The organism is Streptomyces dioscori (assembly GCF_003024195.1).
In the GTDB taxonomy this organism is placed as follows: Bacteria; Actinomycetota; Actinomycetes; order Streptomycetales; family Streptomycetaceae; genus Streptomyces; species Streptomyces dioscori.
On record NZ_KZ679047.1, the window covers coordinates 331,164 to 347,000 of the forward strand.

Genomic DNA, 15,837 nt, shown 5'->3' on the forward strand with positions numbered 1-15,837 from the left:
CCTGGCCGCCCCTCCTAGACCGGCGTCGGTTCCGCCCGGGGGCCGCCCTCCGGTTCCTCGGGGCCGGTGCCCGGTCGCGGGGCCGGGATGTCCGTCCTGAGCCGGGCGAGGAGCTTCTCCCGCTCCTCGGCGAAGACGGGGTCCGCCTGGTAGTCCGAGTGTCCGAGGATCGGGGCGGGCAGCGGGTGCTTCTCCGACCGGCAGTACGCGAGGGGGTCCTCCAGGGCCTCGCGGTCGACCTGGGGGCCGCAGTCGCCGGGCAGCCGCATGGGGCCGCCGATGGGGTCGGTGGCCCGGTAGAGGTTGCGCCAGCAGTCGACGTCCCGGTGCAGTCCGCTGAGCGCCTCGGGCCCGAAGTGCGCCGGGAACCAGCGCCCGTACAGCCGCTCCAGCGGTGAGCCGTAGGTCAGCAGCGCGACCCGCTTGCGCACCGCCGGTTCGAGCTGCCAGGCCGCGGCGGCGGCGAGGACGCTGCCCTGGGAGTGGCCGGAGAGGACGAGACGGCCGCCGGTGGCGCGGGTCCAGCCCGCGATGCGCCAGGTCAGGTCGGGGACGGCGCGCTCGGCGTAGCAGGGGGGCGCGAAGGGGTGTGCCGCGCGCGGCCAGAACGTGCCGACGTCCCACAGGATGCCGATGGTGCGGCGGGCCGTCTGGTCCTTGTAGGCGCGGCGGCCCCAGGTGACGAACAGTATGAAGCCGACACCGATGAGCCAGGAGCCGAGTGCCTGCGCGGTCTCGGCCGCGCCCTGTACGACGGGGTACGTACCGCGGGCCGCCTCGCCCGGGGCGTCCTCGGTGGCCAGGGCTCCCGCGACGGCCAGGCCGCCCAGGACCAGCGTCACGACGGAGGTGACGCCGATGATCCGGGGCGCCCGGTCGGTGAGGGAGGCCATGGCACGGATGCTCGCGATCCGGCGGGTGGTGGACTCGTCCTTGGGCTCGTCCTCGTAGGCGAGTTCCACCGCGGCCGTCTCGGTGCGGCGCAGCACCACCGTGCGCCGGGCCAGCCAGCCGACGAGGACGAACAGGACCAGCAGCAGGGGCGGGATGACGGACGCCTGCCAGGTCAGCAGCACGGGCGGTCCCGCGATCGTGTGTCCTGTGCCGTCCAGCCAGTCTGCGACGCGCTGGGAGACTCCGCCGGACATCACCCCGCCCAGCGCGCAGGCCAGCATCGCGACGGCGGGCCCCGCCAGGCCCCGCATCGCGGTACGGGGATCCGGCCGGTCCCGGTACAGCACGTGGGCCACGATCCCGAGGACGATCACGAGCAGGCACTCGACCAGCGCGATGGTGCCGAAGGCGGCGCCGCCGCCGGACAGCCGGTGGTCCGAACTCCACCCGGGGCGCGACCAGCCCGCGTAGACGAGGGTGAGGACGAGCAGGGCGAGCGAGCCGAGGGGCAGCCGGCGCACCAGGGCCGCGTCGAGCCGCCGGTCGAGCCGGTGCTCACTGCGGCCCCGGCTGCAGACGACCCATAGCACGAAGACCGCCCCCAGCACGAACGACCCGTTCAGGAGCCACCCGAGCACGTCCAGGGCGGCCGGGCCGCCGGCCTCACGGTCGTGGCGGGCCGCGGCGACGCCTACCGCCGCGGCGATCGTCAGCAGACCCGCGGCGGTGTGGGCGACCCGCAGCCGGGCGACCAGCCGGCGTCCGTACCAGAAGCCGGGGCGGCCGAGCCCGGCCCTGCTGCCCTCCTCCTCCGGCTCGTTCTCGCGCGGCCTCGGCTGCTGGGACTCGTACGCGCTCCAGGTGCGGTGCGCGAGGTACCAGAGGAGGCCCGTGAGCGCGGCTGGCACCAGTGCGGCGAGGGCGAGGCGGCGGCCGGGCTGGCTCCACCAGCCGCCGTCGGAGACCGCCGGGGACAGGAAGCCGAGCCAGGAGTGCTCCCTGGCGCAGTCGGGCGTCCCCGCGCACTGCCAGGCGGCCAGGTCGAGGGCGACCTCGCAGGCCGCGGCGACCAGCAGCACCGTGAGGGTCAGACCGGCCAGGCGCACCAGCAGGCCGTAGAGGCGGACCGCGGGCGTGCGGTTGTCGCGCACGGTGGGCCGCATCCAGTGGGCGAGGTTGACCACCATGAACGGCAGGAGCAGCAGCCACAGCGCCCGGGAGCCGTTGCCCGAGGTGAGGTTGCACCAGACGTACGCCTCGGGAATGGGTTTGCCCTGGTGCTCCGCGGGCCGGCGCGTCGCGTCCGTCTCGGCCTCGACGTCGTCGGCGCGGCGGAAGACCGCGGCCGTGTCGTCGCCGGTGATCCGGACCGTGCGCGGATCGTTCAGCATTTCCTGGGGCGTCGTGCCACCGACGCCGTGGACCAGGAGTTCGAGCGCGGTGTCGGACGCCTGCTGCGGCCCGGAACCGTTCGCCTCGTTCGTCGGGGCGTGCCCCTGTAGACGCTCCACTGTTGTGTGTCCCCCGTGATGCCCGTACGACATGTGTCATGTCCAGATACAAGGATCTCCTCTGCTGACCCAGCGCGCACCACTCGTCACGGAATCTCCCCGATCCGTGTGACAGAGCCGGACACGAGGTGGCAGCGTGACGTGTGCGTACCGCCACAGGCAGTGGCGCGACCTGCGGCGGCCCGTGCGAGGATGGGGCGTCCCGCGGTCCACAGGTGAGTCCACAGGCTGGTCCGCAGGTGGGTCCACAGGTGAGGGGAACGTCCTTGTCGGTGTTCGGCACGGGGGCTGCACAGGGGTATGTCGGGCGGGTCGAGGCGAAGGGAACCGGAGCGGACGTGAGCGAGAATCAGAACCTGCTCGCGGAGCAGCGGCGCGCTCTGATCCTGGACGAGGTCCGGCGGCGCGGTGGCGTCCGCGTGAACGAACTGACCAGGAAACTCGGCGTGTCCGACATGACGGTCCGTCGCGACCTGGACGCGCTCGCCCGGCAGGGCGTGGTGGAGAAGGTGCACGGCGGCGCCGTCCCGGTGGTCGAGGCGAGTACGCACGAGCCGGGTTTCGAGGCCAAGTCGGGGCTGGAGCTGACGGCCAAGGAGGACATCGCGCGGGCCGCCGCCTCACTGGTGGCGCCGGGCACGGCGATCGCGCTGTCCGGCGGTACGACGACGTACGCGCTCGCCCATCAGCTGCTCGACGTGCCGGACCTGACGGTGGTGACCAACTCGGTGCGGGTGGCCGACGTCTTCCACTCGGCGCAGCGCACCTCGGGGCAGCGGCAGGGCGCGGCGACGGTCGTGCTGACGGGCGGCGTACGCACACCGTCGGACTCCCTGGTGGGTCCCGTCGCCGACCAGGCCATCGAGGCCCTCCACTTCGACGTGCTCTTCCTCGGGGTGCACGGCATATCGGTGGAGGCGGGTCTGTCCACGCCGAACCTCGCGGAGGCCGAGACGAACCGGCGCCTCGTACAGTCGGCGCGGCGGGTCGTCGTGGTCGCGGACCACACCAAGTGGGGGACGGTGGGGCTGAGTTCGTTCGCCGCGCTGGAGCAGATCGACACCCTGGTGACGGACGACGGGCTGCCCGCCGAGGCGCGCACGGAGATCTCCGAGCATCTGCGGCTGATGGTGGCGGGCGAACCCGAGGACGAGGACGCGCCGGACACCTGAGGGGCCGTAGGGGCGCCGGGGCGCCCATGGGCGGTACAGACATCTGACGTACCGCCGGTTATGGTGACCCTCCCCCGTCAACTTCCTTGGCGTGGGGCCGCGTTCAGGACTCGCTCTCCGACTCGTTTCCGACTCGTTCCCGCGAGGAGGTCGTACGCATGGTTCACCGACTGCGGCCTGTGGAACTCGACTTCGTCGAGACCGCTCCCGTGCGGCTGGTGTTCGCGAGAGGGGTGACCTCGTCCCCCGAGGGGGTCTACCGCGCGCTGGCCGAGGACGTCGAGGGCTGGTCGGAGTGGTTCTCCGCCGTCTCGTCTGCACACCTGTCCGAGGGCGGCTCCGGACGGCGGATCCGACTCAGGGGCGGCACCTGCTTCGAGGAGACGATCCTCGCGGCCGAGCCCCACGAGGTGTACGCGTACCGCGTCGACGTGACGAACGCCCCCGGCGTGCGCGCCCTCGTCGAGGAGTGGCGGCTCGCTCCGGACGGCGGCTCCGGTACGCGGGTGCAGTGGACCGTGGCCGCCGACGGCACGGCGGCGTTCCGTCTGGTGATGAAGGTGAGCCGGACAGGTCTCGGCCGGGCGTTCCGCGACGCGGTGCGGAAGCTGGACCGGCGGATCGGCTCGACTCACGCCGGCTGACGGCCGCCGACAGCCGCCGTCCGGACCGACCGCCGCCGGCCGACGCCCGCGCCACCCCGGCCGGGCCGTCCCTGGGGCCCGCGCCACGCCTGAGCCCGCGCCATGCCTGAGCCCGCGCCATGCCTGAGCCCGCGCCGCCCTTGAGCCGCGCCGCTCCGGGAACTGAGCCGCGCCGCTCCGGGAACCGACCGCTCAGGCAGGCCAGACTCCCGTGGCCAGCAGCGCGTCGATCGTGGCCGCGTAGGGCGCGATGTCCAGTCCCTGACCGGCCAGCCAGGTGTCCGAGTAGTACTTGTCCAGATAGCGGTCCCCGGGGTCGCACAGCAGCGTGACCACGCTCCCGGTCCGTCCCGCCGCCGCCATCTCCGCGACGATCCTCAGCGAGCTCCACAGGCCCGTGCCGGTCGAACCGCCCGCCTTGCGCCCGATGGCCTGTTCCAGTGCCCGCACGGCCGCCACGCTCGCCGCGTCCGGCACCTTCATCATCCGGTCGACGGCTCCGGGTACGAAGCTGGGTTCCATCCGCGGCCGGCCGATGCCCTCGATCCGTGAACCGCAGTCGGTGGTGACCTCCGCGTCGCCCGTGGTCCAGCCCTCGAAGAAACAGGAGTTCTCCGGATCGGCCACACAGATACGGGTGTTGAACTGCATGTAGTGCACATAGCGGGCGATGGTCGCCGAGGTGCCGCCGGTCCCCGCGGTGGCCACGATCCACGCGGGCTCGGGGTAGCGCTCCAGCTCCAGCTGGCGGTAGATCGACTCGGCGATGTTGTTGTTGCCGCGCCAGTCCGTGGCCCGTTCCGCGTACGTGAACTGGTCCATGAAGTGCCCGCCGGTCTGCGCCGCGAGGGACGCCGACTCCGCGTACATGGTCCGCGGGTCGTCGACGAAGTGGCACCGGCCGCCGTGGAACTCGATCAGACGGCACTTCTCCGGGCTCGTGGTGCGGGGCATCACGGCGATGAACGGCACCCCGATCAGCTTGGCGAAGTACGCCTCGGAGACGGCCGTGGAGCCGCTCGACGCCTCGATGACGGGGCGGCCGTGCCGGATCCAGCCGTTGCACAGCCCGTACAGGAAGAGCGAGCGGGCGAGGCGGTGCTTGAGGCTGCCGGTGGGGTGGGTGGACTCGTCCTTGAGATAGAGGTCGATGCCCCAGCGCTCGGGAAGCGGGAAGCGCAGGAGGTGGGTGTCCGCCGATCTGTTCGCGTCGGCCTGGACCTTCCGCACGGCTTCTTTGAGCCAGTGCCGGTACTCCGCGTCGCTGTGATCGACATCGAGCGTGGCCGTCGGCTCATGGGGGCGGGCCTGCTGTGGGGTGGTCACGGCGGGGCTCCTTCAGGTGGCTGCCGACGTCGGGTCACGCGGTCGGACGCCTCGATCATAGGCACCTGGCGCACGCTTCTCACCTGCATAAACACTCCTTTGAGAACCTCAAAGGGACGCCTGGTGCGGTCGCGCGCGTTGGGCTTGGGGGGCGCATTCACGCGAGTGCGCCACAGGGCATGTGCCACCCCGTGATGCGTACTGGTGCTCGACGCCCTGCGCGGGCAGACTGCTCGCACAGGACGCCGGTCCCGGCGGGACGCACAATGGAACGGGACCCGCGCTGTACGTACGACGGGCTCAACCCGGCAGCACGACGGGCTCTACGGGCGCGATCCGGCGTACGTGATTCGGCGTACGCAGTCCGGCGTGCGCAGTCCGGCGTGCGCGGCGGGGTACGGCCCGTGTGGCACGACCGCAGGTACGACGGGGCACGACCCCGTATGGCACGACCGCAGGTACGACGGGGCACGACCGAAGCGCACAAGGGGGCGGGGCACATGGCGGAGCCGGAGTTCACAGCCACAGGCGTGCGGATCGGGAAGCGGCTGCGTTCGCTCACCCGGGCCGGGCAGGTCCGGATCAGCGACGGCAGGCTGGAGTTGCTCACCAGCTACGGCAGTGAGATCGACAGCGCGCCGGTGCAGGCGGTCCGTGCGTCCAAGCCGTGGTTCGCCCAGGCGGACCGGGCGCTGGCGGACGTCAACGGCACCCGCTATCTGCTCACCCTCGGCGACCACGATCCGGCCCCCGGAGAGCCCGGTCCGCCGGCGGCCCGCCGGTTCATCGAGGCCGTGCGCAATGCGGCGGGGCGCGTGCGCTGAGCCCCGCGCAGGGCGCCGTCCGTCCGGCCGCCGAGATCACCGCGAGTTGCGGGAGCGCGCCTCCTGAGCCACTCTGTTGTCACGTCACTCTGGGTTTACCGGCGATAACGCTGCGAACCAGCCCGCCGGCCACCGACAGCAGGCGGTCGGCGCGCGCAGGCAGCCCGCTGGATCCGCACTCGTCTTCTTCCGGACCTCAATTCGGGGAGTCGCAGCCGTGATCAGCCAGCCAAGCAAACATTGCACGGTCGAGCTCAACGCTCTGCCGTCGCGGATCGGCCAGGTCCGCAGAATCGTATCTGCGCAGTTGCGCTACTGGCGTCTGGATCCCTTGATAGACCGGGCCGCGCTCGGCGTGACCGAGCTGTTGACCAATGTCCATCTGCACGCCCGGCCCGACAAGCTGTGCACCGTCGAGATCGAGCTGTCGGTCGACCGGCTCACCGTCTCGGTGCACGACCGCGACCCGCGCCTTCCCGAGGTGCGGGACGCCACCTCTCTCGCGACCTGCGGGCGTGGTCTCTCCATGGTCGCCGCGGTGAGTGAGAGCTGGGGTGTGCGGGCGGACGGTGAGTCGGGGAAGGTCGTGTGGTTCACCCTCACGGCTCCGGCTCCGTCTCCGTCCGCGCCTCCGTCCGCGTCTCCGGCGGCTGGGCTGCCCGGCCGGGCGCCGTACTCCGCTGTCGCGGGGGCGGGAGCGGGGGCTGGTGGGGTCGGGTTCGTTGGGGTGGAGCATGCCGATGCGCTGGCGCCGGCTCCGGGGGGTGGACACGCTCCCGCCCGGTCGGCCGTTGCCGGCTGACCGGGCGGTGACAGTCGCTCCGCGGCGGGTGGGTGGGGGTGGCGGTTCGGTTTTCGCCCCCGCCGCCCCTACCCGTTCCCGTACCTGCCTCGGGGGCCGGCCCCCGAACCCCCGGTCCTCAAACGCCGGACGGGCTGAAAGGCAGCTGTGCGGGCTGAGGGGTGGGGCAGGGGCGCAGCCCCACCCCTCAGGGGCGCGGGGAACTGCGCGACCCGCCCCCACCGGCCCGCAGGCGAAATCTCCAAGCCCGTCCGGCGTTTGAGGACCGGGGGGCCGGGGGACCGGGGGCGCAGCCCCAGAGGCGAGTTCACTACTCTGACGCGATGGCGTGCAGCACGTCCAGACGTGCTGCCCGTCGTGCCGGGCGCAGGCCCGCGAACGCCCCCGCCACGAGCCCCACCCCCGCGATCACGGCGAACTGAACCGGCGGCACCGCGAACGCGAACGCGCTGTTCGACGCCCCGTCGGACGCCCTGACGAGCACCCAGCCGAGGAAGCCGCCGAGCGCCAGCCCGCCCGCCGTGCCGAAGGCGGCCACCAGGACGGACTCCCAGCGGACCATGGCGCGCAGCTGCGACCGGGTCTGGCCGACGGCCCGCAACAGGCCCAGTTCGCGGGTGCGTTCGTGGACCGCGAGGGTCAGCGTGTTGGCGATGCCGAGCACGGCGATGAGCACGGCGAGCGCGAGCAGCGCGTAGACCAGGGTGAGCATCATGTCGATGGCCCCGGCCGAGGACCGCGCGTACTCGTCGCGGGTCTGCACCTCGGGGTTGCCGTACGCCTTCGCGACCCTTTCAACAGCCGCCTTGCCCTCGGACGCCGTCACGCCGTCCTTGAAGCTCACGGCGACGACCGTGTCGGAGTCCTGGGTGCGGTGCGGGGCCCAGGCCTCGCGGGTGATGACGTACTCTCCGGCCAGCTCGGAGCGGCCGTAGACCGCGCGGACGGTGAAGGTCCGCGTCGCGCCGTCGGTGAAGGTGAGCCGGGTGGTGTCGCCCGCACTGAGGTCCTGTTTGTCGGCCTCCTGTTGCGTGATGGCGATGCCGTTCGCGCCCAGGTCGCGCGTCGAGCCGCGTATCCCGCCGAGGTCGAAGGTCCGCTCCAGCGCGACCGGGTCCGTGACCGTCAACGCCCGGCCCTTGCCGTCGACTTCGGCGACCCCGCGGCCCAGCCCGACCGCCGTGTCGACCTCGGCCCGTTCACCGATCGCGCCGGCGAGTGCGGGGCTCAGTCCGCTGCCGCCCGCGCCGAAGGACGGGGTGCTCACGACGACGTCCCCGGCGAAGGACCGTGACACCGTCCGGTCCATGGTCTCCTTCAGCGAGGCACCGAAGACGGTGAACAGTGACACCACGGCCACACCGATCATCAGGGCGCTCGCGGTGGCCGCGGTGCGCCGCGGGCTGCGCAGGGCGTTGCGTGCGGCCAGGGCGCCGGTGACACCGCGCAGCCGGTCGAGGGGAGCCCCCAGGACGCGTACGGCGGTGGTCGCGGCGACGGGGCCGAGGACCACGAAGGCGGCGAGCGCCAGCACCGCGCCCCCTCCCGCGAGCCACAGCGACGGGCTGACGACGACGCCGGTCAGGGTGACGGCGACCGCCAGTGCCGCGACGCCGGTGCCCACGACGGCGCGGGTCCGGGACGCGCCGGACCGGTCGACGGACGTCTCGCGCAGGGCGGCCAGCGGTGCGGTGCGCCCGGCACGTACGGCGGGCAGCAGCGCGGAGCCGAGGCAGACCACGACACCGACCGCGAGCGGCAGGACCATGGACAGTGCGCTGATCACCAGGTCGCCCTCGGGGAAGGGGAATCCGATGGCCGGGAACAGTGCCTGCAGGCCTGCCGCGATACCGATGCCACCCGCGAGACCGGCCGTGGACGCGACCACGGCGACCGCGCTCGCCTCCACGAGCGTCGACGCGGTGACCTGGCGGCGGGAGGCGCCGAGGGCACGCAACAGGGCGTTCTCACGGGTGCGTTGGGCGACCACGATCGCGAAGGTGTTGTGGATGGAGAAGGTCGCGACGAGCAGCGCCACACCCGAGAACACCAGCAGGAACGTGGTGAAGAGCGTCAGGAACTGGCCGGAGATCATCTCGGTGTTCTCCGCCGCCACCTCCTGGCCGGTGATCGCCTCAACACCTGCGGGAAGTTCGGGAGTCAGGGCGTCGACGAGTTCCCGCTGACCGACGCCGGGGCCGGCCCGTACGAGGATGCTCGCGGCCTGGCCGGGCTTCGCGGTCAGGTACTTCTCGGCGTCGGGGCGTGTCATGCCGGTGAAGGTCACCTGTGCCATGCCGTCCTCGCCCCCGAAGGTCGCGAGGCCCACGATGGTCACCTCGACGGGATCGGGCGTCCGCAGGGTCGTCGTGTCGCCGACGTGCAGGTCGCCCTTCTCGGCCGCGCCCCGGTTGACGACGACTTCGCCGGACCTCGCCGGGGCGCGGCCCTCGGCGAGGCGGTAGGCGTTGAGTTCGGGGTCGTCGATCCAGTTGCCCGCGAGGGTGGGCGGGCCCTGGCCGCCGACGGGCTCGCCGTTCGCGCCGACGAGCTGGCCCGCGCCCTGGATGTCGGGTGCCGCCGCCGCGACACCCGGGGTCTTCTCGACGGCCGCCACCAGGTCGGTGCCGACCGGCTGCCGTACGCCCTGGCTCTCGCCCGGTGTGGTGATGGTGTCGGCGCTGCGGACCACGGCGTCGGTGCCGCTGGTGGCGTCGCCGAACATCGTGTCGAAGGAGGCGCGCAGGGTGTCGCCCATGACGAGCGTGCCCGCCAGGAAGGCCACACCGAGCAGGACGGCGAGGAAGGTACCGGCGAACCGCCGCTTGTGGGCGCGCAGCGAGGAGACGCTGATCCGCACGGACGCGTTCATGCCGAGGCCCCCTTGCCGTCGGACTTGCCGTCGGACTTGCCGTCGAACGCCTTCAGCCGGTCCAGGACCCGGTCGGCCGTCGGGGACTCCATGCGGTCCACCAGGCGGCCGTCGGCGAGGAAGACGACCTCGTCGGCGTGCGCGGCGGCGACCGGGTCGTGGGTGACCATGACGACCGTGCGGTCCATCTGGCGTACGGCCCGGCCGAGCAGGTTCAGGACCTCCTCCCCGGAGCGGGAATCGAGGTTGCCTGTCGGTTCGTCGGCGAAGACGACATCGGGCCGGCCGGCGAACGCCCGCGCCACGGCGACGCGTTGCTGCTGCCCGCCGGAGAGTTCGGCGGGCCGGTGGTGCAGTCGGTCGCGCAGACCGACGACGTCCACGAGGGCGTCGATCCACTCGCCGGACGAGCCACCACCCCTGCCGTCGTGCCTGTCATCGTGCCTGCCGCCACCCCTGCCGTCGCGCCTGCTTCGGCCCTCACGGTCACGGTCACGCCCGCGCCCGCGCTCACGCCCGCGCCCGGCCAGGTCCATGGGCAGCGTGATGTTCTCCGCGACGGTCAGTGTCGGCACCAGGTTGAAGGCCTGGAACACGAAACCGATGCGGTCGCGGCGCAGCAGCGTGAGCCGGCGGTCGTCGAGCGTGCCCAGCTCGGTGTCGCCGATGAAGGCCGTGCCCGAGGTGAGGGTGTCCAGGCCCGCCGCGCAGTGCATCAGGGTGGACTTGCCGGAGCCCGACGGCCCCATGATCGCGGTGAAGCGTCCGGCGGGAAAGGTGACGTCGATCCCGTCCAGGGCCCGTACGGCGGTGCCGCCTGCCCCGTACACCTTGACCGCTCCGGCGACCCGGGCCGCAGTGCGTGTGCCCTTGGTTGCGGTCGGCGCGGGTGGCGCGTTCATGCCGCACCGCCCTTGCCCGTACGGCCGTAGCGCTCGTCCGCGCCCGTGCGTCCGAACTGCTCGTCCAGGACGGAGAGGCGGCGCCAGTACTCGTCCTCGTCGATCTCGCCGGCCGCGAAGCGCCTGCCCAGCATCGCGATCGGCGAGTCGCCGGACGGGCGGGACCGGTCGGGGCCGTGCCACGGGCCGCGACGGCCGCGCCACACCGTGCGGCGCAGGACGGTCACGACACCGATCACGACGGCCGCCCAGATCAGCGGGAGGAACAGGATCCACGGGCCGGGGCCGCCGTCCCAGTGCGCCAGCGTCTGCATCTGAAGTCATCTCCTCGGGAGGTCCGGCACTCCGGCCGGTTCCGGGTGTTCCGGTGATGCTTCGAGGCTCGCGCCGGGAGGGGGTCCGGGTCGTCGTACGGCCAGCGGCAGTGCGCGTACCTCCGTGGGAGTAGGAATGCGGACTTCAGCTGCTCCTCGCGCCTTCGGCTTCACCTGCCTCTCGCGGCCTGCCTCTCGTTTCTGTCGCCAGCAGTAGTCTCTGTAACTACTAGTATGTACAGTGTCTGTGTGAGCACTCCGGAGCGTCTGATCGAGGCCACCCGTGAGCTGCTGTGGGAGCGCGGCTACGTGGGCACGAGCCCCAAGGCGATCCTGCAGCGGGCGGGCGCGGGCCAGGGCAGCATGTACCACCACTTCAACGGCAAGCCCGATCTGGCCCTGGCCGCGATCCGGCGTACGGCCGAGGAGATGCGCGCCACCGCGGAGGCGGTTCTCGGCGGGCCCGGTTCCCCGTACGAGCGGGTCGAGGCGTATCTGCGGCGCGAGCGCGATGTCCTGCGCGGCTGTCCGGTAGGGCGGCTGACCATGGACCCGGACGTCGTCGTGAGCGACGAACTGCGCGCGCCCGTGGACGAGACGCTGGACTGGCTGCGCGAGCGGCTGGCCGGGATCGTCGAGGAGGGCCAGGAGCGGGGCGAGTTCGCATCGGCGCTGGACGGCGAGGAGATCGCCGCGACGATCGTGGCCACGGTCCAGGGAGGCTATGTGCTGGCCCGCGCGTCCGGCTCGACCGCCGACTTCGACATGGGGATCCGCGGACTGCTGTCCCTCCTCGCGCCCCGCTCCCCCACCGGCGACTCCCCCACTTCCACGAGCACTTCCACGAGCGCCTGAGCCGCCGGGAGGCACCGATGCACGCCATGCAGTACGAGATCACCCTGCCCGCGGACTACGACATGGGCATCGTCCGGGACCGGGTGGCCCGCGTCGGGCATCTGCTCGACGACTGGGACGGCCTCGGCCTGAAGGCCTATCTGCTGCGGGAGCGGGGCGTGGACGGCTCGCCCGTCAACCAGTACGCGCCGTTCTACCTCTGGGACACCCCCGAGGGCATGAACTCCTTCCTCTGGGGGCCCGGCCTCCAGGGGCTCGTGACCGACTTCGGCCGCCCTGTGGTGCAGCACTGGGCGGGCCTGGCGTACGAGGACGGGGGCGCCGCCGGTGCGGTGCCCGAGGTCGCGGTACGCAGGCGGGTGAGCGTCCCCGAGGGCGTGCCGCTCACCGAGGTCGCGCGGGAGGCCGTGGCGGAGGCGGGGCGTCTGGCCGCGCTGGACGGGGTCGTGGGTGCCGCTGCCGCCGTCGACCCGCGTCACTGGGAGGTCGTGCACTTCTCCCTCTGGGCCCACGACAGGCCCAAGGCCGAGGGCGAGACGTATCGCGTGCTGCATCTGTCGGCGCCGGGGCGGGACCGGCTGCGCAGGGGACGGCAGTGGTGAGCCGCGGCCTGGCGCCCCGTACCGTCCGCACGGTCCTCGGGGACGTTCCCCCGGCCGAGTTGGGGGTGTGCAACGCGCACGACCATCTCTTCTTCGGCAGCCCCCGCCTTCCGGGGCAGGAGTTGCGGGACGCGGGCGCCGCGACGGCCGAGCTGACCGCGTTCGGCGCGGCGGGCGGCGGCAGCGTCGCCCAGTGGACCCCGTACGGGCTGGGGCGGCGGGCCGCCGATCTGCCGCCGCTCGCCCGTGCCGCCGGGGTGCATGTCGTGGCCGCCACGGGACTGCACCAGGCCGTCCACTACGCGCCGGAGGTGCTCGACCGGCTGCGGGGCAGGCTCGCCGAGGTCTTCGTGTCCGAGCTGACGGAGGGGCTTGCCACGTCCGGTGTGCGGGCGGGTTTCATCAAGGTCGCGGGCGGTTTCCACGCGCTCGACGCGCATGCCCGCTGGACGATGACCGCGGCGGCCGAGGCGCACCACGCCACGGGCGCGCCGGTCGCCGTGCACCTGGAGCTGGGCACGGGCGCGCTCGACGTACTCGACCTGCTGTGCGGGGAGTTGGGGGTGGCGCCGAGCAGTGTGATCCTCGGGCACCTCAACCGCGCCCCCGACCCGGTGGTGCACCGGCAGGCCGCGGAGTCCGGCGCCTATCTGGCGTTTGACGGCCCGTCACGCGCGAACCACGCGACCGACTGGCGCATGCCCGACGCTGTACGCGATCTCGCCGACGCCGGGTTCGGCGACCGGCTGCTGCTCGGCGGGGACACGACCACGGCCGGGGCCCGCTCGGTGAACGGCGGGCCTGGAATGCCGTATCTGCTGCGCCGCGTCCGGCCCAGGCTCGAACTCGCCCTGGGAAGTGAGCTGGTGAAGCAGATCCTGACGGCGAATCCGCAGCGGGCGTTCGCCGTCGGGTGGACGTAGACCCACGGGCGGCAGTGAGGACGATGTTCGGCCGCGGGACGGCGGGGGCGGGCCGCGCCGTTCCCCGCGCCCCTCGGGGAGGGGCGCGGGGAACGGCGCGATCAGGTCGGCTCAGGCGTGCGCCAGGGCCGCGATCGGGTCGTCCAGCACCGGCTGCCACGCCAACTCGGCGGCGCCCACCAGGCTGTTGTGGTCCAGCGTGCAGGCCAGGATGGGGACGCCACCGCTCTGCCCCCACAGGCTCCGGTCGGCCACGACGGCCCGCAGCCTCTCCGGGTCGGCGTCGAGGAGGGTGCGGTGCAGGCCGCCGAGGATGATGCGGTCCGGGTTGAGAATGTTGACCAGGCCCGCGAGGCCCTGGCCCAGCCGGTCGACGAGTGCCTCGACGGCGGTGCGTACGCCCGGGTCGGCGTAGTGGTCGCGGATCAGTTCGTTGGCCTGCTGGAGCAGTGACACCTCGGGGCCGGGGTCGCGGCCGGCCGCCGTCAGGAACGCCAGGGGGTCCGCCTCGACGTCCAGGCAGCCGCGGCTGCCGCAATGGCAGGGACGGCCCTCCGGGTTGACCGTGAGGTGGCCGACTTCGAGCGCGAGGCCCGAACTGCCCGTGTGCAGGCGCCCGTCGAGCACCAGCGCACCGCCGACACCGCGGTGTCCGGTCGCCACGCACAGCAGATCGCGGGAGCCGCGGCCCGCGCCGTGCCGGTGTTCGGCGAGCGCGGCGAGGTTGACGTCGTTGGCGGCGAACGCCGGACCGGTGATGCCGGCTTCGCGGACGCATTCCGCGAAGATCTCCCGCACGGGCGCGCCGGCCGGCCAGGCCAGGTGCAGCGGGTTGAGCGCGGTGCCCTCTGGTTCGGCGACGGCCGACGGGACGGCCACCCCGGCGCCCACACAGCGGCGGCCCGTCTCCCGGAGCAGTTCGGCGCCCGCCTCCACCACCGAGCGGAGCACCTTCGCCGGGTCGGCGTCCACGGTCTCGCAGCCCGGCGCGGTCGCCACGAGCCGGCCTCCGAGGCCGACCAGGGCGGCCCGGAAGCCGTCGGCGTGCACCTGGGCGGCCAGCGCCACGGGGCCGTCCTCGGCGAGTTCGAGCCGGTGCGAGGGGCGGCCCTGCGAACCGGCCGGGGCGCCCGGACGGGCGTCGACGCGGATCAGGCCGAGCGCCTCCAGCTCCGCGGCGACCGCGCCCGCCGTCGCCCGGGTGACTCCCAGCTCGGCGGTGAGCACGGCCCGGGTCGGCGCGCGTCCCGTGTGCACGAGCTCCAACGCGGGTCCGAGCGCACCGCGCCCTCGGTCCAGCCGTGTCCTGGTGCTTCCTTCTCCCACCGCTCCGGGGGCCGCATCGCCGCTCATGAGGGCGAGTCTCCCATGATCCGGTGGCCCGGTGACCGGTCAGTAGCCGCTCACGCGCTCCGGAGGCCGCTCACCCGCAGGGTGATGTTCAGGCGGCCGGTCAGTCCCAACTCGGGCGGCGCCGTACCCGCGTGGACGCGCGGCACGCCGTGGTGGGCGAGCCGGGCCGCGCCGCCGAACACGAACAGGTCGCCGCTGCGCAGTTCCACGTCCGTGTAGGGACGGCCCCTCGACCCGGTGTTGCCGAACCGGAAGACGCAGGTGTCACCGAGGCTCAGCGACACCACGGGGGCGTCGGACTTCTCGTCGCTGTCGCGGTGCATCCCCATACGGGCGTCGGCGTCGTAGAAATTGATCAGCGCGATGTCGTAGTCGTACGGGGGCGGCGGCGGGCCCTCTGCCGTCGGGAGGTGGTCGCCCGGAGCGGTCAGCGTGCCGTTGCCGAGCGCGTCCCGTGCCGCCCGGCGCCCCAGTTCCCCCAGCCAGGCGGGGAATTTCTTCACGGGAGCCCCGTCCCCGTCGACGACCGTTGACGCGTACCCGTACGGATACCAGTGCCATCCGAGGCAGACCTGCCGTGAGGTCATCGTGCCGCCGCCCGGGGTACGGACCGTGCGCAGTCCCGCGGGCGGCCTGGCCCAGTCGCGGCAGGCCTCCAGGAGCTCCTTCTGGCGCCCGGGCGGCAGCCAGTCCGGCAGGTGCACGGCGCCCGGCGCGATCTCCGTCCGGCTCCTGGGAAACAGTTCGGCGTCCATGACTCCCATCCTCGCGCAGGGTCCGCGCACACTCGCGCCGTACCCTCACGTGGCCGCCGGGCGTCCCTGAGCTGCGCCTCAGTTAGCC

The 15,837-nt window shown here is 73.1% G+C and carries 14 protein-coding genes; 7 read left to right on the forward strand and 7 right to left on the reverse strand.

Annotated features, from left to right (window positions below; genetic code table 11):
* Positions 1–14: 14 nt before the first annotated feature.
* The gene (locus tag C6Y14_RS25730) at positions 15–2,438 is read right to left on the reverse strand and encodes a hypothetical protein (protein WP_404828827.1); all 2,424 of its coding nucleotides are present in this window, start codon (positions 2,436–2,438) and stop codon (positions 15–17) included.
* Positions 2,439–2,743: 305 nt separating this feature from the next.
* Between C6Y14_RS25730 and C6Y14_RS25735 the strand changes: the two genes are divergently transcribed.
* The gene (locus C6Y14_RS25735) at positions 2,744–3,577 is read left to right on the forward strand and encodes a DeoR/GlpR family DNA-binding transcription regulator (protein ID WP_107019255.1); all 834 of its coding nucleotides are present in this window, start codon (positions 2,744–2,746) and stop codon (positions 3,575–3,577) included.
* A gap of 158 nt (positions 3,578–3,735) precedes the next feature.
* Positions 3,736–4,221, forward strand: a complete 486-nt coding sequence (locus C6Y14_RS25740) for an SRPBCC family protein (RefSeq protein WP_107019184.1) — start codon at positions 3,736–3,738, stop codon at positions 4,219–4,221.
* Between the two features lie 192 nt (positions 4,222–4,413).
* On the opposite strand, the gene C6Y14_RS25745 is transcribed toward C6Y14_RS25740, so the two are convergent.
* The gene (locus tag C6Y14_RS25745) at positions 4,414–5,547 is read right to left on the reverse strand and encodes an L-cysteine desulfhydrase Cds1 (RefSeq protein WP_107019185.1); all 1,134 of its coding nucleotides are present in this window, start codon (positions 5,545–5,547) and stop codon (positions 4,414–4,416) included.
* Between the two features lie 500 nt (positions 5,548–6,047).
* Between C6Y14_RS25745 and C6Y14_RS25750 the strand changes: the two genes are divergently transcribed.
* Both C6Y14_RS25750 and C6Y14_RS25755 read left to right on the forward strand, forming a co-directional pair.
* Positions 6,048–6,371 (forward strand): hypothetical protein, encoded by a 324-nt coding sequence (locus tag C6Y14_RS25750; RefSeq protein ID WP_107019186.1) that lies wholly within the window; start codon positions 6,048–6,050, stop codon positions 6,369–6,371.
* 217 nt (positions 6,372–6,588) lie between these two features.
* The gene (locus C6Y14_RS25755) at positions 6,589–7,173 is read left to right on the forward strand and encodes an ATP-binding protein (RefSeq protein WP_107019187.1); all 585 of its coding nucleotides are present in this window, start codon (positions 6,589–6,591) and stop codon (positions 7,171–7,173) included.
* A 310-nt stretch (positions 7,174–7,483) separates the two neighbouring features.
* On the opposite strand, the gene C6Y14_RS25760 is transcribed toward C6Y14_RS25755, so the two are convergent.
* Genes C6Y14_RS25760 through C6Y14_RS25770 form a run of 3 tightly spaced genes read right to left on the reverse strand, consistent with a single transcriptional unit; the run spans position 7,484 to position 11,261 of the window.
* Positions 7,484–10,045, reverse strand: coding sequence for an ABC transporter permease (locus tag C6Y14_RS25760; RefSeq protein ID WP_107019188.1), 2,562 nt, complete (start codon positions 10,043–10,045; stop codon positions 7,484–7,486).
* Entirely contained in the window at positions 10,042–10,947 is a 906-nt protein-coding gene (locus C6Y14_RS25765) for an ABC transporter ATP-binding protein (protein ID WP_107019189.1), read from the reverse strand. Before C6Y14_RS25765 ends, C6Y14_RS25760 begins: the two co-directional genes overlap by 4 nt.
* Positions 10,944–11,261: an SHOCT domain-containing protein gene (locus C6Y14_RS25770; RefSeq protein ID WP_107019190.1), complete on the reverse strand. Its 318-nt coding sequence runs from the start codon at positions 11,259–11,261 to the stop codon at positions 10,944–10,946. The genes C6Y14_RS25765 and C6Y14_RS25770 overlap by 4 nt, the downstream gene beginning before the upstream one ends.
* Positions 11,262–11,495: 234 nt before the next feature.
* On the opposite strand from C6Y14_RS25770, the gene C6Y14_RS25775 reads away from it, so the two are divergent.
* From C6Y14_RS25775 to C6Y14_RS25785, 3 genes are read left to right on the forward strand one after another with little or no spacing between them, the layout of a single operon-like run.
* Positions 11,496–12,116, forward strand: a complete 621-nt coding sequence (locus C6Y14_RS25775) for a TetR/AcrR family transcriptional regulator (RefSeq protein ID WP_107019191.1) — start codon at positions 11,496–11,498, stop codon at positions 12,114–12,116.
* Between the two features lie 17 nt (positions 12,117–12,133).
* The gene (locus tag C6Y14_RS25780; RefSeq protein WP_107019192.1) at positions 12,134–12,718 is read left to right on the forward strand and encodes a DUF4865 family protein; all 585 of its coding nucleotides are present in this window, start codon (positions 12,134–12,136) and stop codon (positions 12,716–12,718) included.
* On the forward strand, positions 12,715–13,641 hold the full coding sequence (locus tag C6Y14_RS25785; protein WP_225891266.1) for a phosphotriesterase family protein: 927 nt from the start codon (positions 12,715–12,717) through the stop codon (positions 13,639–13,641). Before C6Y14_RS25780 ends, C6Y14_RS25785 begins: the two co-directional genes overlap by 4 nt.
* Positions 13,642–13,752: 111 nt before the next feature.
* Here C6Y14_RS25785 and C6Y14_RS25790 read toward each other — a convergent pair whose 3' ends face one another.
* Positions 13,753–14,994: an ROK family protein gene (locus C6Y14_RS25790; protein ID WP_107019193.1), complete on the reverse strand. Its 1,242-nt coding sequence runs from the start codon at positions 14,992–14,994 to the stop codon at positions 13,753–13,755.
* 50 nt (positions 14,995–15,044) lie between these two features.
* Positions 15,045–15,749, reverse strand: coding sequence for an alpha-ketoglutarate-dependent dioxygenase AlkB family protein (locus C6Y14_RS25795; protein WP_107019194.1), 705 nt, complete (start codon positions 15,747–15,749; stop codon positions 15,045–15,047).
* Positions 15,750–15,837: the final 88 nt, after the last annotated feature.